At 72.2% G+C, this 22,359-nt stretch carries 21 protein-coding genes; 9 read left to right on the top strand and 12 right to left on the bottom strand.

Annotated elements, in window-relative coordinates:
• Positions 1–20 precede the first annotated feature (20 nt).
• Together AAME72_RS07855 and AAME72_RS07850 are read left to right on the top strand one after the other, a co-directional pair.
• A complete protein-coding gene (locus AAME72_RS07855; protein WP_348789683.1) occupies positions 21–2,318 on the top strand; it encodes an FAD-dependent oxidoreductase in 2,298 nt (765 codons plus the stop codon).
• 28 nt (positions 2,319–2,346) lie between these two features.
• Positions 2,347–3,144, top strand: coding sequence for an IclR family transcriptional regulator (locus tag AAME72_RS07850; RefSeq protein ID WP_348789682.1), 798 nt, complete (start codon positions 2,347–2,349; stop codon positions 3,142–3,144).
• A gap of 6 nt (positions 3,145–3,150) precedes the next feature.
• On the opposite strand, the gene AAME72_RS07845 is transcribed toward AAME72_RS07850, so the two are convergent.
• From AAME72_RS07845 to AAME72_RS07815, 7 genes are all read right to left on the bottom strand, one after another.
• Positions 3,151–3,624, bottom strand: coding sequence for a MarR family transcriptional regulator (locus tag AAME72_RS07845; protein WP_348789681.1), 474 nt, complete (start codon positions 3,622–3,624; stop codon positions 3,151–3,153).
• Positions 3,625–3,633: 9 nt separating this feature from the next.
• Positions 3,634–5,334 (bottom strand): hypothetical protein, encoded by a 1,701-nt coding sequence (locus AAME72_RS07840; protein ID WP_348789680.1) that lies wholly within the window; start codon positions 5,332–5,334, stop codon positions 3,634–3,636.
• Entirely contained in the window at positions 5,331–6,296 is a 966-nt protein-coding gene (locus AAME72_RS07835) for an ABC transporter ATP-binding protein (RefSeq protein ID WP_348789679.1), read from the bottom strand. Before AAME72_RS07835 ends, AAME72_RS07840 begins: the two co-directional genes overlap by 4 nt.
• Positions 6,297–6,349: 53 nt before the next feature.
• Positions 6,350–7,090 (bottom strand): hypothetical protein, encoded by a 741-nt coding sequence (locus AAME72_RS07830; RefSeq protein WP_348789678.1) that lies wholly within the window; start codon positions 7,088–7,090, stop codon positions 6,350–6,352.
• Positions 7,091–7,161: 71 nt separating this feature from the next.
• Positions 7,162–7,938: an HNH endonuclease family protein gene (locus tag AAME72_RS07825; protein ID WP_348789677.1), complete on the bottom strand. Its 777-nt coding sequence runs from the start codon at positions 7,936–7,938 to the stop codon at positions 7,162–7,164.
• The gene (locus AAME72_RS07820) at positions 7,935–8,567 is read right to left on the bottom strand and encodes a hypothetical protein (RefSeq protein ID WP_348789676.1); all 633 of its coding nucleotides are present in this window, start codon (positions 8,565–8,567) and stop codon (positions 7,935–7,937) included. The genes AAME72_RS07825 and AAME72_RS07820 overlap by 4 nt, the downstream gene beginning before the upstream one ends.
• Positions 8,564–9,328, bottom strand: a complete 765-nt coding sequence (locus AAME72_RS07815) for an MBL fold metallo-hydrolase (protein ID WP_348789675.1) — start codon at positions 9,326–9,328, stop codon at positions 8,564–8,566. The genes AAME72_RS07820 and AAME72_RS07815 overlap by 4 nt, the downstream gene beginning before the upstream one ends.
• 58 nt (positions 9,329–9,386) lie before the next feature.
• Here AAME72_RS07815 and AAME72_RS07810 point away from each other — a divergent pair, with 58 nt between their 5' ends.
• Positions 9,387–10,604, top strand: a complete 1,218-nt coding sequence (locus AAME72_RS07810) for an amidohydrolase (RefSeq protein ID WP_348789674.1) — start codon at positions 9,387–9,389, stop codon at positions 10,602–10,604.
• Here AAME72_RS07810 and AAME72_RS07805 read toward each other — a convergent pair.
• A complete protein-coding gene (locus tag AAME72_RS07805; protein WP_348789673.1) occupies positions 10,597–12,138 on the bottom strand; it encodes a molybdopterin-dependent oxidoreductase in 1,542 nt (513 codons plus the stop codon). The two genes, AAME72_RS07810 and AAME72_RS07805, sit on opposite strands and share 8 nt — an antisense overlap.
• A 146-nt stretch (positions 12,139–12,284) precedes the next feature.
• Between AAME72_RS07805 and AAME72_RS07800 the strand changes: the two genes are divergently transcribed.
• Positions 12,285–12,941, top strand: coding sequence for a fasciclin domain-containing protein (locus tag AAME72_RS07800; RefSeq protein ID WP_348789672.1), 657 nt, complete (start codon positions 12,285–12,287; stop codon positions 12,939–12,941).
• Here AAME72_RS07800 and AAME72_RS07795 read toward each other — a convergent pair whose 3' ends face one another.
• On the bottom strand, positions 12,942–14,282 hold the full coding sequence (locus AAME72_RS07795; protein WP_348789671.1) for an MATE family efflux transporter: 1,341 nt from the start codon (positions 14,280–14,282) through the stop codon (positions 12,942–12,944).
• A gap of 33 nt (positions 14,283–14,315) precedes the next feature.
• Positions 14,316–15,398, bottom strand: coding sequence for a LacI family DNA-binding transcriptional regulator (locus AAME72_RS07790; RefSeq protein WP_348789670.1), 1,083 nt, complete (start codon positions 15,396–15,398; stop codon positions 14,316–14,318).
• 99 nt (positions 15,399–15,497) lie between these two features.
• On the opposite strand from AAME72_RS07790, the gene AAME72_RS07785 reads away from it, so the two are divergent.
• Positions 15,498–16,748 carry an MFS transporter gene (locus AAME72_RS07785; RefSeq protein WP_348789669.1) on the top strand — a complete coding sequence of 417 codons (1,251 nt, stop codon included), beginning with the start codon at positions 15,498–15,500 and terminating at the stop codon, positions 16,746–16,748.
• Positions 16,749–16,826: 78 nt separating this feature from the next.
• On the opposite strand, the gene AAME72_RS07780 is transcribed toward AAME72_RS07785, so the two are convergent.
• Positions 16,827–17,870 (bottom strand): lactonase family protein, encoded by a 1,044-nt coding sequence (locus AAME72_RS07780; RefSeq protein WP_348789668.1) that lies wholly within the window; start codon positions 17,868–17,870, stop codon positions 16,827–16,829.
• Between the two features lie 62 nt (positions 17,871–17,932).
• Between AAME72_RS07780 and nucS the strand changes: the two genes are divergently transcribed.
• The 4 genes from nucS (at position 17,933) to AAME72_RS07760 (ending at position 20,274) form a co-directional block, all read left to right on the top strand.
• Positions 17,933–18,628: an endonuclease NucS gene (nucS, locus tag AAME72_RS07775; protein WP_348789667.1), complete on the top strand. Its 696-nt coding sequence runs from the start codon at positions 17,933–17,935 to the stop codon at positions 18,626–18,628.
• Positions 18,628–19,050, top strand: a complete 423-nt coding sequence (locus AAME72_RS07770) for an SseB family protein (RefSeq protein WP_348789666.1) — start codon at positions 18,628–18,630, stop codon at positions 19,048–19,050. Before nucS ends, AAME72_RS07770 begins: the two co-directional genes overlap by 1 nt.
• A gap of 37 nt (positions 19,051–19,087) precedes the next feature.
• A complete protein-coding gene (locus AAME72_RS07765; protein WP_348789665.1) occupies positions 19,088–19,771 on the top strand; it encodes an HAD hydrolase-like protein in 684 nt (227 codons plus the stop codon).
• Positions 19,772–19,866: 95 nt separating this feature from the next.
• Positions 19,867–20,274, top strand: coding sequence for a hypothetical protein (locus AAME72_RS07760; protein ID WP_348789664.1), 408 nt, complete (start codon positions 19,867–19,869; stop codon positions 20,272–20,274).
• Positions 20,275–20,336: 62 nt separating this feature from the next.
• Here the strand turns inward: AAME72_RS07760 and AAME72_RS07755 are convergent, their stop codons facing one another.
• The gene (locus AAME72_RS07755; RefSeq protein ID WP_348789663.1) at positions 20,337–22,235 is read right to left on the bottom strand and encodes a PRD domain-containing protein; all 1,899 of its coding nucleotides are present in this window, start codon (positions 22,233–22,235) and stop codon (positions 20,337–20,339) included.
• Between the last annotated feature and the right edge of the window lie 124 nt (positions 22,236–22,359).

Raw genomic sequence — 22,359 nt, 5'->3', positions numbered from 1 at the left:
CTCAGTGATACTGTCGACCTATGCAAGAGCGCACGAGCAGCACGGACGTCGTCGTCATCGGTGGAGGGCTGGCCGGCGTCTCTGCCGCCGTGGCGGCCGCACGCCTCGGGTCCTCCGTCGCCCTGATCACGAACCGGCCCGTCCTCGGCGGCAACTCCTCCAGCGAGGTGCGGGTGTGGGTCGTCGGCGCGACCGCGCACGGAACGCAGCGCTTCTCCCGCGAGACCGGGATCATGGGCGAGCTGTTCCTCGAGAACCAGTACCGCAACGCGGAGGGTAACCCGCACTACTGGGACCAGGTCGTCCTGGACCTGGTGCGCGCGGAACCCAACGTCACGCTGCATCTCAACACGGACGTCCGCACCGTCCGGATGCACGAGCACGGCAGCGCGATCCGCTCCGTGACCGGCTGGACGATGGGAAGCGAGCTGCAGACGACTTTCGAGGCCCCCGTCTTCCTCGACTGCACGGGCGACGGCCTCATCGGCCACCTCGCCGGCGCCGAGTACCGCATCGGGCGCGAACCACGCTCCGAGTACGGCGAGGAATGGGCACCGGAGGAAGCCGATGACGAGTTGCTCGGCAGCTCGCTGTTCTTCTACACGAAGGACGCGGGCCGCCCGTCGCGATTCGTGCCGCCGAGCATTGCCAAGGACATCGGCAGCACGCCCATCCTCACCAATCGGATCATCCGCACCGGCGACAACGGCTGCGACTACTGGTGGATCGAGTGGGGCGGCGAACTCGACACGGTCACCGAGAACGAGCGCATCCGCGACGAGCTCTGGGGCGTGGTCTTCGGGATCTGGGACCACATCAAGAACTCCGGCGACTTCGAGTCCGACAACCTGACTCTGGAGTGGGTCGGCTCACTGCCTGGCAAGCGCGAGTACCGCCGCTTCGTCGGCGATCACACGCTCACGCAGAACGACATCCTCGACCAGGTCGACTTCCCGGACGCGGTGGCCTTCGGCGGCTGGTCCATCGACCTGCACCCCGTCGAGGGTGTCTACGCGGATCGCGCCGGGGCACAGCAGCGCTACAGCGCGGGGACCTATGGCATCCCCTACCGCAGCCTGTACTCGCGCAACGTCGAGAATCTGCTCTTCGCGGGGCGCGACATCTCGGCCTCGCACGTCGCGTTCGGGTCGACCCGCGTCATGGCCACCTGCTCCACCCAGGGGCAGGCGGCGGGCACCGCCGCGTCGCTCGTCGCACGGCACGGCCTCACCCCGAGAACGCTCGGCCGCGACCACCTCGACCTGCTGCTGACCACACTCGCCCGGGAGGATGCGCCGGTCGTCGGCCTGCGCGCCGCCGACCCGGACGACCTCGCGCCGCGCGCCACGATCACGGCCACCAGCACGCTCGACACGATCGGGACCATGCCGGCGCGCACGGGAGAACGGTACCCGCTGGACCGCGATGTCGCCGTCGTCCTCCCGGTCGACCCGCGCCTCGACAGCGTGACGTTCGCCGTGGACGCCACCCCAGGAACCGAGCTCACCGTGGAGCTGTGGACAACCGGGCGACCCCAGAACTACGCCCCCATCGAGCACGTGCAGACGACGACCGCGGTCGTCTCGGCCGGGGAGGGCGGCGGCCTCGCGACGGCGGAGTTCGGGTGGACACCGCCTGCCTCCTGCAACGGTGTCGTCGTGGTGCGCGCGCACGCGGACGCCTCACTGCTGCTCACCCACGATCGCCCATACGGTGTGCTCGCCCTCGAGCGCCGCCTCGCCGCCGACGCCGCCTTCGACCATCACATCGCCGAGGAGCAGGACCAGCCGGTCACCGACTGGGTGGCCCGCAAGCTGCGCCGCCGGAGCTTCGCCTTCCAGGCCGCACCGGCCACCGCCGCCTACCGGCCCGAGCTCGTCGTCGACGGCTACCAGCGCCCGTACGGCGGACCGCACCTGTGGTCGTCCGCGACGATCGCCGACGGACGGGACCTGCGCGACGCACCGGAGAGCATCACCCTGACCTGGGAGCATCCGGTCACGCTCGGCTCGGTGCGCATCGTCTTCAACGACGACGTGGACGAGGACCTCGTGAACCTCCACCACCACCGCACGGACTTCGACGTCGTGCCGGAGCTCGTCACCGATTACCGCATCGACGCGCGCGTCGACGGCGAGTGGGTGGCCGTCGCCGAGGTGAGCCGCAACCGGCACCGGCATCGCATCCACGATCTCGAGCCGGTCGAGGCCGACGCCCTGCGCCTGACCGCCCACGCCACAGGAGGCGCCCGCGTCGTGACCGTGTCGGCGATCAAGGCATACTCTGAACCGAGCGGTCGCACACACCCGTGGGACTGACCGGCGCCCCCGGCGAGAGGAGACGTGCGTGCCTGCCGAGATCCAACAAGGCATCGGACGCGCGGCTGCCGCGCTGACGGCGATCGGGGCCGCCACCTCCGAGACGGTCCGCGCCTCGGACGTGGCACGCGCGATCGGGCTCGGCGCATCCACGACCGGCCGCCTGCTCACCTCGCTCGAGGAGCTCGGCTACGTGCGGCGCGACCCGGCGACCGGGTTCTACTCGATCGGCACGGCCATCCTCGAGCTCGCCAGCCACGGCCTCAACCAGAACCCCGTGCACCGTGAGTCGCGCGCCGCGGCCCAGGAGCTGGCACAGCGCATCGGCCTGAGCGTGAACGTCGGCATCCGTGACGGCGCGAGCGTCGTCTACCTCTGCCACTTCGAGGGCGCGCTCGCCCCGAAATCGCACACGATGATCGGGATGGGGCAGCCGCTGCACGCGTCCGCGCTCGGCAAGTGCCTCCTCCTCGACCTCACGGAGGACGAGCGGCGCGCGCTGCTCGGCGAGGCCCTCCCCGCGTACACCGCGAGCACGATCACGGACCACGCAGCGCTCACGGCCGAGCTCGCTGCGGCCGCCGTGCGCGGGGTGTGCGTGGAGGAGCAGGAGCTGGCGCTCGGCCGGTCCGGCCTCGCCGCGCCCATCCGGGACGCCACCGGGGGCGTCGTCGCCGCGATCTCCGTCTCCGGGCGGCTCTCGGTGATGCGCGAGCGCGACACCGACACGATCACGGAGCAGCTGATCGAGACGGCCGACCGGATCAGCGTCGGTCTCGGCCTCATCAGCGCTGTGCCGCACCGGCCCGTGGCTGCGAACGACTGAACCCGCTCACGCGTCCCGCTGCGCGCGCACCGCCTCCCACTCGGAGATGATCTCAGGGACGCGGCCCTGCAGGAAGCGGTAGAAGCCGGCCATGTCGCGGAGGCGCTCGGTCGCGGGCGAGTCCGGGTCGCCGACGGCCACGAGGCCGGCCTCGGCCTGGTCGGCGAGGACGCCGTAGATGGGGCTGTTGCGGACCATCAGCGCATACCAGTCCGACGGCATCTGGTAGAGGTCGCGACGGCTGCCGGTCTGGGAGATGCGGCGGACGATGCCGAGGGTCTGCAGGTAGCGGACGGCGCCCGAGATGGCGGCGGCGCTGACGTCCAGCCGCTCGGCGAGCTCAGCCGCGGTGAGGCCCGCCGTCTCGGTGACGGTGAGGGCCATCAGGACGCGCGCGGGCATCTTCGGGAACCCGGCGGCGATGAGCACCCCGGCGGAGTGCTCCATCACCTCGGCGAGCGCACGCTCGTCCTTGGCCATGCGCCCCTCCTACTCGATCGCGAAGTCGCGGCGGCGGATGAGCGCCGCGGCGGCGGCGATCGCGACCACCGCGATGCCGATCATCCAGTATCCCCCGGTCCAGTCAACCTTCCCGACCACGACGGGGGCGTCCGCGAACGGCGAGGCGTGGCGCAGCCACTCCGGCAGGTTCACCAGCGCACCGAAGATGCCGATGAACGCGCCGAGGCCGAGCGTGGCCCAGGAGACGGCGACGGTCCAGCTCGGCAGCACCACGAACACCAGGGCGAGCACGCCGAGGTAGACCAGCGCGACCGGGAACTGCGCGGCGGCCGCAGCGAAGGAGTCCCCCACGATCGATCCCTTCTCGCCGGAGGCGAGCGCCGATAGCCCCGCCGCGAGCGCGGCGGCCAGCAGCACCAGCACGACCGCGATCAGTCCGACCAGCAGGAACTCCAGCAGCCAGCGCACGCGGGACAGCGGGGTCGACATCATCACCTCGGCCGAGCCGCCGGCCTCCTCCTGCCGGAGCCGGATGACCGCCTGCACGGCGCACGCGGCCGCGAGCACGCCGACGATCGACATGATCGCCGAGATGAACAGGGAGGCGAAGGAGCCGGTGCCGCCCGCGCCGATCCTGGCCACCGCATCCCGGATGTTCGCCAGGTCCGGGTTGTCGGCCATCGACGAGCTGACCACGCTGCCGAGCGCTCCGGCGAGGAGACCGGTGAGCAGGCCGCCGATGGTCCAGCCGAGCACGATCGGCCACTGCAGCCGCCAGGCGAGGCCGAGCGGACCGTTCAGCGTGGGCAGCGCGTCGCGTCGTCCCGCGCGCTCGGCGAACACGCCGGACCCCGAGTCGCGGACCGCCTGCAGCCTGAACACGGCGGCGATGAGCACCGCGGCGAACGCGAGCTGCAGCAGCAGCGGCCACCACACGTCGTCGACGTACGGCGACATCTGCTCGCCCCAGCCGATCGGGCTCAGCCAGGTCGGCCAGGCCGACACCATGCTGACGCCGTCGGCGGAGACGGTGCCGGTGGCGTCGCCGATCCCGCGCAGGACGTAGGCGATCAGCACGATCGCGGCCGCGTAGCCGTTCGCGCCGCGCGAGGTGGTCATCAGCTGGGCGAGCAGCAGGCCCACGGCGAGGAACGCCACACCGGCACCGCCGACGGCCGCGCCGGCCACGAACGAGCCGTACGCGGGAAGGCCGCCCGCGAGGAAGCCCAGCGCGGTGGCCACGGCCAGCAGGATGTTGGCGATGACGCCGTGGATGACCGTCGCGGTCGTCGGCAGCAGGCGGCCTGCCGGGGTCGAGCCGATCAGCTCGGCGCGACCGGACTCCTCCTCCGCCCGGGAGTGCCGGACCGCGAGGAACGTGTTCATCAGGCCGGCCAGCAGCGCGAGGAAGGTGAAGACCTCGAAGAACGCCACGGCGGCGAGGCTGGTGCCCTGCGGCAGACCGCGGAGCACGAGGACGGTCGGTGTGGCGATCGCGAGCCGGACCAGTTCGAGGCGGCTGGCGACCGTCCCGTACGTCTGCTCGATGCTGGCGGTGGAGAACAGGCCCAGGAACGCGATGCAGAGGATCCAGATGATCAGCTGCCAGCGGTCGCGGCGCAGCCGCTGGCGGACCAGCACGGCGAGCACCGCGCCGCGCCCCCGGGAGGGGACTGCCGTGTGCTCGCCGGAGCGTTCCGCCGTGCGACCGGCCGTCGTGGTGCTCATCGCCGCTTCGCCTCCTCGGCCGGGCGCCCGGCGGCGGACTCGTCGGCTGCGCCTCCCGGAAGGTCGTCGCCGTAGTGCCGGAGGAACAGCTCCTCCAGCGAGGGCGGGGCGACGGTGAGGCTCTTCGCGTCGATGTCGGCGAGGGCGGCGAGCACCGGGGGCAGCCGATCGCTGTCCGCGGTGAACCGCACCCGGCCGTTTCCGGTCCGCAGGTCGTGCGCGTCCGGGATGCGCGCGAGCTGCGCCTCCGTGACGCCCTCCGCGGCGAACGAGATCTCGGTGCGGGTGAGGTGCCGCAGCTGTTCCAGCGTGCCGGACTCGACCGTCTTTCCGGCCCGGATGATGCTCACCCTGTCGCACAGCTGCTCGACCTCGGAGAGGATGTGGCTGGAGAGCAGCACCGTGGCGCCCTCCGCGGCGACGCGCGCGATCTCGGCGTTGAACGTCGCCTCCATCAGCGGGTCGAGGCCGCTGGTCGGCTCATCGAGGATGTAGAGGTCGGCGGGCGTGACGAACGCGGCGACGAGCGCGACCTTCTGCCGGTTGCCCTTCGAGTACGCGCGGCCCTTCTTGCTGGGGTCGAGCTGGAAGACGTCGATCAGCCGCTTCTTGCGGGCGGCGTACGCGGCCTTGTCGGCGGTGCCGCCGCGCAGGCGCGCGAGCAGGTCGACCGCCTCGCCGCCGGAGAGGTTCGGCCACAGGCTGACGTCCCCGGGGACGTACGCGATGCGGCGGTGCAGCTCGACGGCATCCCGCCAGGGGTCCCGTCCGAAGACCCTGGCGCTGCCCCCGTTGGAGCGCGCGAGGCCGAGCAGGATGCGGATGGTGGTGGACTTGCCGGCACCGTTCGGGCCGAGGAAGCCGTGCACCTCGCCCGCCGCGACCGAGAGCTCGAGCCCGTCGAGGGCGCGCACCCGGCCGAACCGCTTCTCGAGGCCGGTGGCCTCAATCACTGTTTCCATGCGCGTGAGAATACGCGAGTTTCAGGAGTTTGTGAAAACTCCTAACGGAATTTTTACGCGCGTGTCGGATCGGTCGACTCGCCGCACACGATGGAGTCGATGGCCGCGTAGTCGTGGACGGACGCGCCGTCCGGAATCGTGTAGGTGTACGGCACCCCGGCCTCGAGCGGGACGGTGTCGGTGTGCTCGTCGAGCGTGTCGCCGTACTCCGAGTCCGCGAAACCAGACGTCACCTCGGCTGCCGGGCAGTCCTCCTGCGCGGTGAGCACGAACGTCCAGCCGTCGTCCGTCTGCGGCTCCACCAGCACGCCGTCCACCTCGTAGCTGTCCGCGGAGCCGTCGGGCGCCGCTTCGGCCGTCGGCGCCGACTCGGGGACGGACGTGTCGTCGCGCAGCGCGCTCACCCCGGAGAAGACGAGCAGCACGGCGACCAGGGAGAGCACGAGCAGGCCGGCGAGGCCGCCGATCGTCCAGCCGAGGATCGCGCCGGTGGACGCCGGGCGGCGGGCCGCTGGGGCGTACGGCGGGTACTGCTGCGGCGGGTACTGCTGGGGCGGGTACTGCTGCGGCGGGTACGGTGCCGGGGCGGTCCCTGCCTGCGGACCCTGGGGGCCCTGTGGCGGATGCCAGAACGCGCCGGCGAGCAGCGCATCCCTGGCGCGAGCGAGCGCGTCGAGGGCGACGGAGTCCGCGGGATCGGTCGTGGCAGCGCGCGCGGCGTACGCCCGGTGGATGTCGGCATCGGTCGCGCCGGCCGGTACACCGAGCAGCGCGGCGGCCTCCGCCGGGGTCATCGGATCGCCGCTCGGCTGCGTCGGTGCGTCATGGGTCGATCGTAGCGACGGCATGCGCTCCCGCGCTCCCGTCAGCAGCGCGAGAGCAGGCGGGCCAGCGCATCCTTCTCGGCGGGCGTCACCCACAGCATGTATTTCGTCTTCACCGCGACCTGACGCGAGGCGTACGCGCACCGGTAGCCGGTGTTCGGCGGCAGCCACGTCGCCGCGTCCCCCGCCCCCTTCGCCTGGTTGGTCGGGCCGTCCACCGCGACGAGGTTCAGCGGGTCGTTCGCCAGGTGGACGCGCTGGTCTTGGCTCAGGGACTGCGCGCCGGTCTGCCACGCGTCCATCAGCGCGACGACGTGATCGATCTGCACGGCGGCGGAGGTCTGCACGCCGCGCTGGAAGGCGATGGTCCTCCCGGTGTACGGGTCGTGCAGCGTGCCGGTCAGCACCCAGCAGTCCGAGCGTGTGGTCGTGTCGACGAGGTCGCGGGCGAGGACGTCGTCGCGGGTGTCGCAGCCGTTGCGGTCGACATCGGTCCACGCCTCCCCGAACCGCGCGACGCGGTCGTAGCCGGTCGCGGGCGCCCGGCCCTTGACCGCGAGCCCGGCGAGCAGCGCCCGCGCGTCCGCCGGCGTGGGCACGGCAGCGTCGCGCGTCGCGGCGGCCGGGTCGGGACCGGTGGAGGCCGGCGCGCCGGGGGCGGCCGGCGCGCTCGGCGAGCCCGGCTGGGAGGCGGACCCGCCGCCTCCCGTACCGCTGCCGCCGTCTCGGGACAGCGCGGCGTATCCGCCCGCGCCGAGCACGGCCACCACGACGACGGCCGTGAGCAGCGCCCACGGCGACGAACGACGGCGGCTCACAGGAACGTGTCGTCCGGGATGCCCCGCTTCGGGCCGCGACCGCCGACGTGGATGCCGGGTCGCTGCTCCGTCGCGATCTCACCGAGCGCACGCATCACGCGACCGTAGAAGGGCGCAGCGGTCGCGTTGCGGAACGCGCCCGGGTTCAGATCCGCCTCGTTCCGCAGCCGGATCTCGGCGCGCGCGGCCTCGATGGGGGCGATGATCTTGGCGCCGTTGCGGTACCGGATGAGCCGGTGCACCCACTGGTCCAGCAGCTCCGGCAACCCCTTCGGGACGCGATCGTGCTCGGCCGCGAGCGAGACGCGCCCCCGGCCTGCGGCGGGGTCGGGTGCGGCCGCGTAGCCGGAGCGGGCGTCCGCCCCCTCGCGACGGCGACGCTCGGCGGAGAGCACCGAGAGCAGGTCGTCGGTGCGGTTCGGCTGCTGGGCGAGGATCTCCAGGGCGTCGACCGCCGCGGCGAACTCCTCCTCGTATCCCGCGTAGTCGCCGGGATGGACGGCGCGATCGTGCGTGAGGTCCGCGCGCGCCGTGACCGCCTGTCCACGGGTGAGCACCGTGCGTCCGTTCCGCACGCGGTCGAGACGCCAGCTCCAGGTGGAGAGCAGTTCGGGCATCAGCTGGCTCATGCCTCCACTGTAGGAAGCCCCACCGACACTCGGGCACCGGACACGGCGACCTCCACCGGACCGTCGTATCGGGTCGCGGCGCGTCGCGCGGCGTCCGCCGGGTCCAGGGTGAGCGCGAGGTGCGTGAGGACCAGCCGGGACGCGTCGGCGGTGTCGGCGAGCGCGCCCGCCTGCTCGGGGGTGAGGTGGGCCGGATGCGCGTCCTCGCGCTCGGCGCCGGCCTCCGCGAGCAGCAGGTCGCATCCCGCCGCCAGCTCCTGAAGGGCGGTGCACGGTGCCGCGTCGCCCGTGACGACGATGGATGCGGCACCCGCCTCCGCGCGGAGCGCCCATGCCGGCACGTCGTGGTCGACCGCCCGCCAGGTGAGGTCGATGGCGCCGATGCGGCGGGCGTCCCTGTCGGCCAGCGACGTGAACGCGAACGCCGCGTCGATCCCGTCCTCCGCTCCCCCGCCGAGGAACGCGACGAGACGCTTGCGCAGGTCCGGCGGCCCGAGGACCGGGACGGGTGGCCGCTCGGGGAGGTCGCCGAAGCGCAGCGCGTAGTAGAGGGGCAGCAGGTCGGCCGTGTGGTCGGCGTGCACGTGCGAGATCCAGATGGCGTCCAGGTCCGCGGGCGAGCGGTACCGCTGCAGCTCCGCGAGGGTCCCCGGCCCCGCGTCGACGAGCACGGCCGTACCGTCGTGCTCGAGGAGCGCGCCGGAGCACGGGGCTCCCGGCTTCGGGTAGTGGCTGGCGGCGCCGAGGATCGTGAGCTCCATCGGGCGATGGTAGCGCGCATCCTGGGCCCCGCGGACCCCGACCTCTTAGGGTGGGCTCATGGATCTCGAAGCCCTGTACCGCGACCTGCACGCCCATCCCGAGCTCTCCTTCGCAGAGCACCGCACCGCCGGCGTCGTCGCCGGACACCTCACCGAGCTGGGCCTCGAGGTCCACACCGGCGTCGGCAGAACCGGCGTCGCGGGGGTGCTGCGCAACGGCGACGGACCCACGGTGCTGCTGCGCGCCGACATGGACGGGCTCCCGGTCCGCGAGGACACCGGACTCGAGTGGGCCTCCACCCAGACCGTCGAGGATGAGCACGGCAACTCCGTCCCGGTGATGCACGCGTGCGGCCACGACATCCACATCACCTGCCTGCTCGGCGCGGTGGAGCGGCTGGCCGCCACGCGCGACGACTGGAGCGGCACCGTCGTCGCCGTGTTCCAGCCCGCGGAGGAGCACGGCGGCGGTGCTCAGGTGATGGTCGAGGACGGCCTGTACTCGAGGGTGCCGGTGCCGGACGTGGTGCTCGGCCAGCACGTCACGCCGTTCCCCGCCGGGATGGTCGGTGCGCACTCCGGGCCGGCCATGGCCGCGGTGGATGCGTTCGAGGTGACGCTGCACGGCCGCGGCGGCCACGGCTCCCGCCCCGAGACGACCATCGACCCCGTCGTCATGGCCGCCGCGACCGTCATGCGTCTGCAGACCGTGGTCTCGCGCGAGATCGCGGCGCAGGAGACCGCCGTCGTCACCGTCGGCACGCTGCACGCCGGGACGAAGAACAACATCATCGCGGCGGACGCGACTCTCGGCATCAGCGTGCGCAGCTTCTCGGAGGAGGTGCGCGCGAAGACGCTCGGCGCCGTCGACCGGATCATCCGCGCCGAGGCGCAGGCGAGCGGAGCGGTCCAGGAGCCCGAGGTGTCGTGGGGCGAGCGCTATCCCGTGACCGTCAACGATCCGGACGCGACCGCACGCGTGAACGCCGCGTTCGCCGCGGAGTTCGGCGAGCAGGCGGTGCTGGAACCGGGCGCGCTCTCCGGCAGCGAGGACGTCGGCAACCTGGCGACGGCCGCAGGTGTGCCGCTCGTCTACTGGATGCTCGGCGGCGGCGACCCGGAGAAGGTGCTGGCGGCGATGGCGGCCGGGACCGTGGAGTCGGACATCCCCTCCAACCACTCCCCGCACTTCGCACCGCTCGCGCAGCCGACCATCGGCATCGGCGTCCGGGCCCTCGTCGTCGCGGCGCGGGAATGGCTGCGACCCGTCAGCTGACGCGCACCAGGGTGCTCTGCCACCCGGTGGAGCCGTCGGGCGCGATCGGGGTGCGCTTCTCCTCCTGGACGCGCCCGGCGGCGTCCGTCGCGCGCACGGACAGCGTGTGCGTGCCGCTGGTCGCCTCCCACGGCAGCGACCATTGCACCCAGGTGTCGGCGTTCACGGGCGTGGAGAGACGCGCGGGCCGCCAGTCGCCGCCGTCGATGCGCACCTCGACGCTGCGCACGCCCGTGTGCTGCGCCCAGGCGACCCCGGCGATGGTCGTCGGGCCGGCGGGGACGGCGCGGTCGATGCGCGGGGTGTCGATGCGGCTCGACAGCTTGATCGGCGCCTTCGGGCTGTATCCGCGCGGCGTCCAGTACGCCTGATCCGCGGCGAAGGTGGTGACCTTCAGCTCGGTGAGCCACTTGGTCGCCGAGACGTAACCGTACAGGCCGGGTACCACCATCCGGACGGGGAAGCCGTGCTCGAGCGGGAGCGGCTCGCCGTTCATCCCGACCGCGAGGATGGCGTCCCTGCCCGGATCGGTGAGCGCCTCCAGCGGCGTGCTCGCCGTGAAGCCGTCGACGCTGCGCGAGAGCACCATGTCGGCGCCGCGGCGCGGACGGGCGAGCGCGAGAACGTCCCGCACGGGCACGCCCAGCCAGCGCGCCGAGCCGACGAGGTTGCCCCCGACCTCGTTCGAGACGCACGTCATCGTGATCGAGTACTCGTGCAGGCCCATCCGGAGCAGATCGTCGAAACTCAGCCGCACCGGCTCGGCCACCAGCCCGCCGATCGCCAGCCGCCACGTGCCAGGGTCGACCGACGGCACGGTCAGAGCCGTGTCCACGCGGTAGAAGTCGCGATTCGCCGTGAAGAGCGGACTGATCCCCGGCACGTCGAGCGAGGCGCCGTCCGGGATGCGGACCCGCGAGCGCGGCGCGGGCAGCCGGAGCGCCGCGCGCACCGCGGCGATCGACGACGTCGCGGCGGAGCCGAGCAGCGAGCCCGCTCCGACGACCGCTGCTCCGACCGCGGCGGCGGCGAGCGCGACCAGGAACCGGCGCCGGCCGAGCGGGGACCGCGCCTCGGCGGCCGCCGCCGGCCGCCACGCGCGCAGCCGGTCGACCAGGAGAACGAGCGACGCTGCACCGGCGAGCGCACCCAGCGCTGACGGCAGGAAGGCGAGCGTTGCCGCACCCGTGCGGGTGACGGTGGCGGCCACCGCCGCGACTCCCGCGACCAGCATCAGTCCGGCTCCCGCGAAGCGCCGCAGGCGTTCGAGGATTCCGGCCACGATGGCGCCGACGAGCACCGCGATGCCGAGGCTCGCGAGCAGGAACAGCTTGTCGTTCGAACCGAACAGCTGGATGGCGAGCTCCTTCGCCGGGCGCGGCACGATGTCGATCACGAAGGACCCGACCGCGAGCACGGGGCCCGCATCGTTCGCGACGAGCACGGCGACCAGCTCCGCGATCGCGAGGAACACGCCACCGCTCACCGCTCCCGCGGCGGCGGCCCAGGCATACGTGGCCGTTCTGCGTCTCATGCCCTCTCTTCGCGGCGGGCGCCGGGATCGGATTGCCGTCCGAGGGATTCCGGCACCCGACCAATCCGATCGGCGCGTGCCGCCGAACCCCTGTCGACGGCCGCAGCTGCGACCGCCCGTTCCGGATCCCTTCCGAAGGAGAAATCATGCGCACCACCAAGCTCCACGCCGCGGCGTTCGGCGTCCTCGCTGCCGCCGCCCTCGCCCTCACCGCCTGCTCGTCGGGCGCCGGATCCTCATCCACCGACACCGGGAAGGCGATGATGTCGCCTTCCCCGTCGGCGAGCGCATCCATGGATCCCGCCGCCGACCTCGTCGGCCCGGGTTGCGCCGCCTACGCGAAGCAGGTGCCGTCCGGTTCCGGCTCGGTCGCCGGGATGGCGGAGGACCCGGTGGCGACCGCCGCCAGCAACAACCCGCTGCTCACCACCCTCGTGTCCGCCGTCTCCGGCAAGCTCAACGCGAAGGTGAACCTGGTCGACACCCTCAACGGCGGCCAGTTCACGGTCTTCGCGCCGGTCGACGACGCGTTCAAGAAGATCGACGCCGCCACGATCGACTCGCTGAAGACGGACGCCGGCGCGGCGACCCTGACGAAGATCCTGACGTACCACGTCGTCCCCGGCCAGATCGCGCCGAAGGACATCGTCGGCACCCACAAGACGGTCGAGGGCGGCGAGGTCACGGTGACCGGCTCGGGCGACAGCCTCAAGGTGAACGACGCGAACGTCATCTGCGGCGGCGTCCACACCGCCAACGCGACGGTCTACCTGATCGACGGCGTGCTGATGCCGACGAAGTAGTCACACCTCCGCGCCGGCTCGCATCCACACGCGGCCCCGGGCGCGCAGGCCGAGCGTCACGGCCCGCGCGCCCAGGTAGCCGAAGGCGAAGGCGGCCGTGAGCGCAGCAAGGCCCCCCGCGTCGTGCGACCCCCACGCGACGACGGCGACCGCGAGCGGCACGAACACGGCAACGTTGACGACGCCGGTGAGCGCGAGGTAGCGGGCGTCCCCGGCTCCGATCAGCACACCGTCGAGCACGAAGACATACCCGCCGAGCGGAGCGCTCACGCCGATGATGGCGAGGGCGACCGGCAGCAGCGAGGCGACGGACGCGTCGCCGGTGAACAGCCCGGCCGCGACCGGACTGAGCGCGATCGTGACGACGCCGAGAACGACGCCCGCGCCGATCCCCCACTGCACGCAGCGCCGGAGCACTTCGCGGACGTCCTCCAGCTCGCCGGCGCCGAGGCCCTTCCCGACGAGCGCCTGCGCCGCGATCGCGAGGGCGTCGAGCGCGAACGCGAGGGTCGCGAACACGGTCATCGTCACCTGGAAGGCGGCGAGCTCGTCCGGTCCGAGCCGGGTCGCGGCGAACACCGCGAGCAGCATCGCGGCCCGCAGGCTCGCGGTGCGCAGGAGCAGCCAGCCGCCGGCGCGGGCGGTGCGGCCGATCCCGGCGTGGTGCGGGAGCAGCGGCGCCCCGGCCCGGCGGGCGTGCCGCGCGACGATCACGACGTAGACGACGACCATCCCCCACTGCGCGACGACCGTGCCGAGGGCCGAGCCGGCGATGCCGAGGCGCATCCCATAGATGAAGAGGACGTTCAGCAGGATGTTCGCCGCGAATCCCGCGACGGCGACCGCGAGCGGGGTCCGGGTGTCCTGCAGGCCGCGCAGCAGGCCGGTTGCCGCGAACACGAGGAGCATCGCGGGCAGGCCGAGCATGGAGAGCGTGAGGTAGACGGCGGCCTGGCCGGTGACCGCGGCGGAGGCGCCGAACAGCCCGACGAGGAACGGAGCGGCGAGCCAGCCGGCGATGGCCAGCACGATGCCGAGGCCGAGGGCCAGCCAGCAGCCGTCGACCCCGGCGGCCACGGCCCCGCGCTCGTCGCCCGCGCCCAGCCGGCGTGCGACGGCGGGAGTGGTGGAGTAGGCGAGGAAGACCATGAGCCCGACGATGGTCTGCAGCACGGCACTGGCGATTCCGAGACCGGCGAGCGGCGCGACGCCGAGGTGCCCGACGAGCGCGGAGTCGGCGAGCAGGAACAGCGGCTCGGCGACGAGGGCGCCGAGCGCGGGCACGGCGAGCCGCAGGATCTCCCGGTCGAGGGGACGCTTCAGGCGTCCGACGAGGGGCACGTTGTTGTCGCTTTCGGGTCGCGAAAGTGACAACTACGCGCCCTTCGGCGGGGTGGCGGGGGCCGCGGTGGTGTTGCCCTGGTGGAACACGCTCGTGAACGAGGAGGGCTGCGCGGCGGCGCCCTCCAGCATGTCGACGACCGCCCGGCCGGCGGCGCGGCCCTTGTCGACCGCGGGCTGCACGAGCGTGGTGAGGTCGTACGGCCAGAGGCCGTCGACGCGCACACCGTCGAACCCGACGACGCTGAGGTCGGCGGGCACCTCGAGGCCCAGCTCCTCTGCGGCCCGGATCACGCCGGCGGCCAGCAGGTCGCTCTGCGCGATGATCGCGGTGGGACGCCGTGCCGGGTCGGAGAGCAGCGCGGTCCCGGCGATGCGCCCCTCCTCCACGAACGAGCCGCGCGTGACCCAGCCGCCGGCGCCGGGGAAGACGTCGTGCGCCCCGGCGAGCCGGTCGAGCGCGGTGGTGGAGGACGCCGACGCGATCGCGTCGGGGGTGAGCGGGCCGCGGGCCCTGTCCCTGGTCAGCGAGAGCGTGACGACCGCGACGTCGCGGTGGCCGAGGTCGCGGAGGTGCTGGGCGGCGATCCTCGACGCCTCGCGATTGTCCTGGCCGATGGTGAGCACGTCGTCCGCCGGGTCGCCCTCGATGGCCACGAGCGGGATGCCGCGCTGGCGCAGGGCGGCGACCGACTCGTCCAGCCGCGGGCTGCAGCCGATGAGCACCACCGCGTCCATCGGGGCGTCCTCGATGCGCTGCGCCGCCTCCCCCGCGTCGGTGAGGATGAGCAGGCCAGCGTCGACCGCCGCGATCTCCTCGGTGATGCCGTCGAGCAGGGCGATCTTGATCGGGTCGCGGAAGGCGTCGCGCACGCGCTCCTCCATCACCACGCCGACGATGCCCGAGCGACCGCGGCGCAGCGACCTCGCGCGCGGGTCCGGCCCGGCGTAGCCGAGCTGCTTCGCGGCGGCGAGCACGCGCTCGCGGGTGGCGTCGGAGACGGGCCCCGTGCCGGAGAAGGCGAGGGACGCCGTCGAGTTCGAGACGCCCGCCAGCTTGGCGACCGCGGCAAGCGTCGGCCGGGCGCCCGCGGAGGCTGTGCTGCTGTCGTTCACGTGTGGTAGCTTAGTCGAATCGTTTCGATCGAAACGATTCGAGCGGCGAAAATCGCCGTCAGCCCACCGCCAGACTCCACCAGACCAGCAGGATCGCCGATGTCACAGCCGACCCCGAACAGCACCCGCGACCGCCGTGAACTGCGCGCGTGGCGCAACGCCGTGTTCGTCATCTTCATCCTGAGCGGCCTCGCGATGGCCACCTGGGTGGCGCGCATCCCCGGCGTCCGCGACGACCTCGGGTTCGGCACGGATCCGTCGTCCGTCGGCCTGCTCATCCTCGGGATGTCGGCGGGCGCGATCATCGGCCTCACCGTCTCCTCGCCCCTGCTGGTGCGCTTCGGTCCGCACAAGGGCATGGTCGGCGGGCTTGTCATCGTGGCGGTCGGCACGGCGCTCATCGGCGTCGGCTCCACCGTGCTGCACGCCGTCCCGCTCGTCGCGATCGGCCTCATCCTGCTCGGCTTCGGCAACGGCATGGTCGACGTGATGATGAACGTGGAGGGCACGGCGGTCGAGCGCGAGATCGGCAAGACGCTGATGCCGCTCATGCACGCCTGCTTCAGCCTCGGCACCGTCATCGGCGCGGGCCTCGGAGCGGCCGCCGCCGCACTTCACATCGCGGTCGTCTGGCACCTCGGGCTGGTCGCGATCGTCGTGGTGGTCGCCGCGGTGATCGCGATCCGTTTCATCCCGCGCGAGGCGGACCTCGGCGACGAGGCGGACGAGAAGGTGCGCGTGCCGTTCGGGCAGCGGATGCGCACGGCGCTGGCCGTATGGGCGGACTGGCGCCTCATCCTCATCGGCGTCGTCATGCTCGGCATGGCGTTCGGCGAGGGCTCGGCGAACGACTGGGTCGCCCTCGCGGTCGTCGACGGCCACGGCCAGTCCAACTCGACCGGCGCCGTGGTGTTCGGCTGCTTCGTCGCTGCGATGACGGTCGGCCGCGTGCTCGGCGGGCCGGTGGTCGACCGGATCGGCCGTGTCGCCGCCATCCGCATCACGGCCGGGATGGGCGTGGTCGGGCTGCTGCTGTTCATCCTCGGCGGTCCGATGTGGGTCGTCGTCATCGGCACGATCCTGTGGGGCTTCGGCGTCTCCCTCGGCTTCCCGCTCGGCATGTCCGCCGCCGCCGACGGAGCGTCCAACACCGCGGCGCGCGTCTCCGCGGTCGCGATCATCGGCTACTGCGCCTTCCTCGTCGGGCCGCCGCTGATCGGCTTCCTCGGCAAGGAGTTCGGCATCCTGCACGCGCTGTTCCTCATCCTCGCGCTGCTGGTCGCCTCGCTGCTGGCGGCTCCCGCCGTCCGCCAGGTCAAGCGCCGGGAGCCGGTGGCCGAGCCCGCCTGAGCGGGGAGCGCCGGCAGCGTATGCCCGCGCTCGAGCACGGGTCAGTCGTACCGAGCGGGGACGGTCACGAGCTCGCGATCAGAGGAACAGCAGACAGACCGGCGTCGGGATCTCCTGCGAGCCGAGCGGGGTCAGGCTGCGGTCCGCGGCGTCGAAGGCGAAGACCGTCACCTCGCGGCTGTCCTGGCACGCCACGAGGACCCGGTCGCCCTCCGGCGACAGCACGAGATCGCGCGGCGCCCGGCCCCCGGCGGGGACCGCCGCGACGAAGTCCGCTGTGGACGACCCCGCATCGAAGCCGAACACCGCCACCGTGTCGTCGCCGCGGTTGGTGACCAGCACCGTCCCGCCCTCCGCCGTCACGCGCACGGCGGCGGGCAGGTTCGGACCGTCCGTGCCCGGCGCACGCGTCGGGACGCTGTGCACGCGCACGAAGCGGTCGCCGTCCCTGCGCAGCACGTCGAGCGTGCTGTCCAGCTCGTTCACCAGCAGCGCGTGCGCGCCGTCCGGGTGGAACGCCAGGTGTCGAGGGCCGGATGCGCCCGTGACGACGGTCGCCTCCGGGCGCAGCTCCAGGGAGCCGTCGTCCGAGAGCGCGTACCAGCGCACCTCGCCGAGCCCCAGGTCGACGACGACGACGTCGCCGGTGACCGGGTCCACGCTCAGCTGGTGGACGTGCGGCGCATCCTGGCGGGCCGCGTCAGCGCCGTGGCCCTCGTGCTGCACGAACGCCGTGCGCGCGCCCAGAGTGCCGTCCGGACGGATCGCGTACACCGAGACCGTGCCGCCGCCGTACGTGCCCGTGAGGAGGAACCGCCCCGACGGATGCACGACGACGTGCGCCGGATCCGCTCCGCCCGCCGAGTCCATCCCCCGCGGGTACAGCCCGCCGTCGCGCAGCTCGATCGTCGCGATGCCGCCGTCCGGCCCTGTCTCCTCCACGGCGTAGACATGGCCGCCGTCGGGCGAGGCGGTCACCCACGAGGGGTTCGTCAGCGGCACCTCCAGCCGGGCCTCGGAGAGGCGCGTGCCGTCGAAGGTCGCGGAGAGCAGACCCGGCGCCACGCCGTCGACGTGCGGGAGGTGTTCGGTGTACGTGCCGATGAGGAGGCGGTGTTCCATGGGCCCATCCTGGCAGTACCGTCCGACGCCGGACGGGCGGGACGACACCGTACACTTGTCCGGTGCGCCTCGTGATTGCCAACTGCTCCGTCGACTACGCCGGCCGGCTGAGCGCTCACCTGCCGCTCGCGAAGCGGCTGCTGATGCTCAAGGCCGACGGCAGCCTGCTCGTGCACTCCGACGGCGGCTCGTACAAGCCGCTCAACTGGATGAGTCCGCCGTGCACACTCACGGTCGACGAGCCGGACGAACTGCAGCGCGAGGCGGGCATCACGCAGGTCTGGCGCGTCACCCAGGCGAAGACGGCGGACATGCTCGTCGTCTCCATCCACGAGGTGCTCAGCGACACGGCCCACGAGCTCGGGATCGACCCCGGCCTGCAGAAGGACGGCGTCGAGGCGCACCTGCAGAAGCTGCTCGCGGAGCAGATCCACCTGCTCGGCGACGGTCACGTGCTGGTGCGCCGGGAGTACATGACCGCGATCGGGCCGGTGGACATCCTGGCGCGGGACGCGGGCGGCGCCTCCGTCGCCGTCGAGCTCAAGCGCCGCGGTGACATCGACGGTGTCGAGCAGCTCACCCGCTACCTGGAACTGATGAACAGGGACCCGCTGCTCGCGCCGGTGTCCGGCGTCTTCGCCGCGCAGGAGATCAAGCCGCAGGCGCGGACCCTCGCGGAGGACCGCGGCATCCGCTGCCTCGTGCTCGACTACGACGCGATGCGCGGCCTCGACGACAGCGACTCGAGGCTGTTCTGATGGCGGCGCCACAGGGACGCTTCCCGCAGAGCTACGAGAACGGCCCGGTGCGCACGGCACTGGCCGCGATCGCCGCCGAGCCGACCATGGAGAACCTGGATGCGCTGCTCGCCGCGGCGCAGAAGGGCGGCCTGGTGGTCGATGTCACGGGCTCCAGTGCCGACGAGGTCCGGCTGCGGACCATCAGCTCCACCACCGGAGAAGCCGTCCTCCCGCTCTTCACCTCGATGAAGGCGCTGCGCACGGCCGTCGGCGCCGCGACGGGGAAGGGCACGCGCGTCCAGGCGGTCATCGTGCCGGCGACCGAGGCGCTCGGCTACATCCGCACCGCCGACTTCGTCGCCGTGCAGTTCGATCCCGGCGCCCCGCACACGATGGTGGTCGCCCGCTCGCACATCGAGTCCGCCCTCAGCGAGCACTGAGGGCGCACACGAATACGCCACATATCATGGGACTGCTATGACCAACCCGACCCCGACGACCACCGTCACCCGAACCTGGACCTGCATCCTGTTCGACCTCGACGGCACACTCACCGACTCCGCCCCCGGCATCACCGCCTCCCTCGCCCGGACCTTCGAGACCCTCGGGATGCCCGTCCCGGCGCCCGCCCAGCTCGTCGAGTACGTCGGTCCGCCGCTCCTCGACTCCCTGCAGAGCATGGCCGGGATGGACGAGGCGGCCGCCCGCGACGCGCTCGCGGTGTACCGCGTCGACTACGCGGCCAGCGGCGCCTTCGACAGCGCGGTCTTCCCCGGCATCCGCGGCCTGCTGCAGCGTCTGCACACTGCAGGCATCCCGCTCGCCGTCGCCACGAGCAAGCCAGAGGTGCAGGCCGTCCGCATCCTGGAGCACTTCGGCCTCGCGTCGTACTTCGATGTGATCGCGGGCGCGACGGAGGACGAGAGCCGCAGCGCGAAGGCGGACGTGGTGGAGGAGGCGCTGCGCCGGCTCACCGAGCAAGGCGTCGACCTCGCGCACACCGTCATGGTCGGCGACCGGCAGTACGACGTGGAGGGCGCGGGCGAGCACGGCCTGCCGACGATCCTCGTCGAGTGGGGCTACGGCTCCCCCGCCGAGGCGGCCGGCGCGATCGCGGTCGTGCACTCTGCCGACCAGCTGAGCTCGCTGCTGCTCGGCTGAGCGCCCTCCCGGGCAGACCGGAGGGTCCACCGTCGGTGGTCGCGCAGTAGGCTTGTATGTTGCACACCGCACCACATACAGCACTAGGAAGAAATATGCGCACAGCCAAGTCGATGATCGCCCCTGCCGCTCTCGTGGCGGCCCTGACAATCGCGTCGCTCGCCGGCTGCTCCGGCACCGGCTCGAACGCGAGCGACAGCCCGACCGCCTCGGAGACGAAAGCCGCCTCCCAGTCGCTCCCGTCGGACTTCCCGAAGAGCGACGTCCCGCTCATCCCCGGTACGATCCTCGTCGCCCGCGGCGACAAGGCCAACGGCTGGTCGGTCACCGTCCAGCCCGACAACAAGACCGGTTTCGCCGACGCCAAGGCCGCCCTCGAGAAGGCCGGCTACAAGGCCCAGGCCGGAGCGACGGACACCAAGGCCGTCTTCGTGAACGACACGTACACGGTCGCCGTCGGCACGCCCGGCGTCTCGGTGACGTACCTGGTCACCGCCAACTGACGCGACAGCGTCGATGAGGCCCGTGGGGTTCGCCCCGCGGGCCTCGTCCGCGTCCGGGGCGGTCACGCGTCGATGATGCGCACCAGCTCGTCGATGAACGCCGTGAAGGTGTCCGCCCTGCGGATCAGACCCAGTACGGCCTCCCGGTCGGAGAAGACCTCGACGAACTGGTCGAAGACGGTCTGGAAGGCCGCCCTCCCGCCCGCCGAGAACGCGATGAAGGCGATCACGTTGACGCGGGCGTCGCCCCAGTCCATCGCCGTGTCGTTGACGACGATCGCGATGGCGGTGCGCTTGGCGCTCATGGTCATCGCGTGCGGCACGGCCAGCGAGTCCGTGAACGCCGTGGACGACATCTGCTCGCGCTCGATGGACTGGGCGACGTACTCCGCGTCGATCGCGTCGGCCGCGATCATCCTGTCGCCGAGCGCGCGGATCATCGTGATCGCATCCCGCGCGTAGAAGTTGCGCAGGAACAGGCTCTCGTCGAAGTACTCCAGCAGTTCGCTCTTGATCGCGGCCCTGCGGCGCTGGCGCCGGATGCGGGCGACCGACTGACGGACGTGGTCGACGTCGGTCTCGGTGAGGAACGGCTGGACGATGATCGCGTTCTCCCGCCGGCCGCGCGGATCGATCGTGGTCAGCACCAGGTCGGCGTCGATGGTCGACCAGTCCGCATCCGCCGTGGTGATCACGGTGGTGATGTCCAGCTCGTCGCCGAGGGTGGCCTCCAGTCGCTCGCGGAGCAGGATGTGCATGTCGTAGTAGTTCGGGCAGACGACCGCACAGGTGACCGCGTCCCTCCGCCGCGACTGCTGCTCGAGGTAGGCGCCGACGTGCATCGCGATGTAGGCGATCTCGTCGTCGTTGACCTCGATCCCCTCCGCCGCCTGCAACCGGCTCGCGATGTAGACCGCGAGCTCGTAGATCATCGGGTACGAACTCTTGATCGACCGGGTGAGCGGGTTGCGCGAGTAGGTCTTCTCGTGGGCCCGCGCCACCAGGTTCTGCACGTGCAGGGTGAGCCGCACGATGAAGTTCTCGTCGCGCAGGTCGACGAGGTACTCGGCGGAGGCACGGGAGACGATGCCGCGCACGACCGCCAGGTCGTCCTCGCTGACGAACTCCTCCACCGTGTCCCTGCCCGCGCCGGGGGCGATCACCCTGGTGCGCATCAGGATGGCGAGGTAGCGCAGTTCGGTGGCGTCCAGCTCCACGTCGAAGTGCGTGCGGATGAGCCCGCCCAGGTCATCGGCCAGCGAGCGGATGGTCTCGCTCACGCCGGGGTCGCCCGCGGCCGGCAGGACGCGATCCTTCGCCACCCTGTCGAGGGCGACGGCCATGTGCAGCAGGACGTCGTTGATGCCGTACTCGTTGACGAAGAACCCGCGTGCGTCGAGCATCGCGACCAGATCGCCCTTGAACTCGGTGAGCCCCCGCGAGGCGAACGCCTCCTGGATGCGCGCGACGTCGACGACGCTCTGGCGCATCTCGTCGCGGAACAGCCGGCTGATCAGCTTGCGCCTGGCGATCTCCGGCCCGGCGAGCCGCGCGATCGGGCCCTGCCGCTCCAGCGTCAGCTCTGTGCCGGCGAGGAGGCCGCGCATCCGGGTCAGATCCGATTCGATCGTCGACTCGCTCACATACAGGCTGTCCGCTGTCTCGTACACGTCGATGCCCTCCGGCTCGTCGAGCAGCCGGCGCGCGACGAAGACGAGGCGCTCCTGCGGCGACCCGGAGTCGGCGTCCTGGTCAGCGTCCGCGAGCAGCGCGGCGTAGGCGTCCTGCCGCACCCGGTACCCGTTCGGGCCGGACTCGACGACGCCGCCGAGCGCGGCGACGTAACTGCGGATGCTGCGCGTGGTCACCCCGAGGTCGTGGGCGAGCTCGGCGGCCGTCACCCAGGCAGCACGACGCGAGAGGATGTCGAGCATCCTCGCCTGCTTCGCCGAGAGCGCCACCGGGCACCGCCTTTCCGTACCGAGTCAACCACCCCTCGGCGCACGGACGAGAGCTTTCCGCTCGGCTTTCCGCACCCCCGGAAGAAAGGCTGCTGGAACCGGCGGACGCGCGGAGGGAGCATGG

Source organism: Leifsonia sp. NPDC080035, assembly GCF_040050925.1.
In the GTDB taxonomy this organism is placed as follows: domain Bacteria; phylum Actinomycetota; class Actinomycetes; order Actinomycetales; family Microbacteriaceae; genus Leifsonia.
Note: the sequence above shows the minus strand (reverse complement) of the source record. Positions and strands in the feature narration are given on the sequence as shown.

Bases quoted from the DNA above. Each gene is read 5' to 3' on its own strand.
- AAME72_RS07805 (WP_348789673.1), bottom strand. From the start codon at position 12,138: ATGAGACGCAGAACGGCCACGTATGCCTGGGCCGCCGCCGCGGGAGCG.
- AAME72_RS07770 (WP_348789666.1), top strand. From the start codon at position 18,628: ATGGCGGCGCCACAGGGACGCTTCCCGCAGAGCTACGAGAACGGCCCG.
- AAME72_RS07830 (WP_348789678.1), bottom strand. From the start codon at position 7,090: ATGACCCCGGCGGAGGCCGCCGCGCTGCTCGGTGTACCGGCCGGCGCG.
- AAME72_RS07835 (WP_348789679.1), bottom strand. From the start codon at position 6,296: ATGGAAACAGTGATTGAGGCCACCGGCCTCGAGAAGCGGTTCGGCCGG.
- AAME72_RS07815 (WP_348789675.1), bottom strand. From the start codon at position 9,328: ATGGAGCTCACGATCCTCGGCGCCGCCAGCCACTACCCGAAGCCGGGA.
- AAME72_RS07780 (WP_348789668.1), bottom strand. From the start codon at position 17,870: ATGGAACACCGCCTCCTCATCGGCACGTACACCGAACACCTCCCGCAC.
- AAME72_RS07765 (WP_348789665.1), top strand. From the start codon at position 19,088: ATGACCAACCCGACCCCGACGACCACCGTCACCCGAACCTGGACCTGC.
- AAME72_RS07800 (WP_348789672.1), top strand. From the start codon at position 12,285: ATGCGCACCACCAAGCTCCACGCCGCGGCGTTCGGCGTCCTCGCTGCC.
- AAME72_RS07760 (WP_348789664.1), top strand. From the start codon at position 19,867: ATGCGCACAGCCAAGTCGATGATCGCCCCTGCCGCTCTCGTGGCGGCC.
- AAME72_RS07785 (WP_348789669.1), top strand. From the start codon at position 15,498: ATGTCACAGCCGACCCCGAACAGCACCCGCGACCGCCGTGAACTGCGC.
- AAME72_RS07840 (WP_348789680.1), bottom strand. From the start codon at position 5,334: ATGAGCACCACGACGGCCGGTCGCACGGCGGAACGCTCCGGCGAGCAC.
- AAME72_RS07820 (WP_348789676.1), bottom strand. From the start codon at position 8,567: ATGAGCCAGCTGATGCCCGAACTGCTCTCCACCTGGAGCTGGCGTCTC.
- AAME72_RS07845 (WP_348789681.1), bottom strand. From the start codon at position 3,624: ATGGCCAAGGACGAGCGTGCGCTCGCCGAGGTGATGGAGCACTCCGCC.
- AAME72_RS07855 (WP_348789683.1), top strand. From the start codon at position 21: ATGCAAGAGCGCACGAGCAGCACGGACGTCGTCGTCATCGGTGGAGGG.
- AAME72_RS07810 (WP_348789674.1), top strand. From the start codon at position 9,387: ATGGATCTCGAAGCCCTGTACCGCGACCTGCACGCCCATCCCGAGCTC.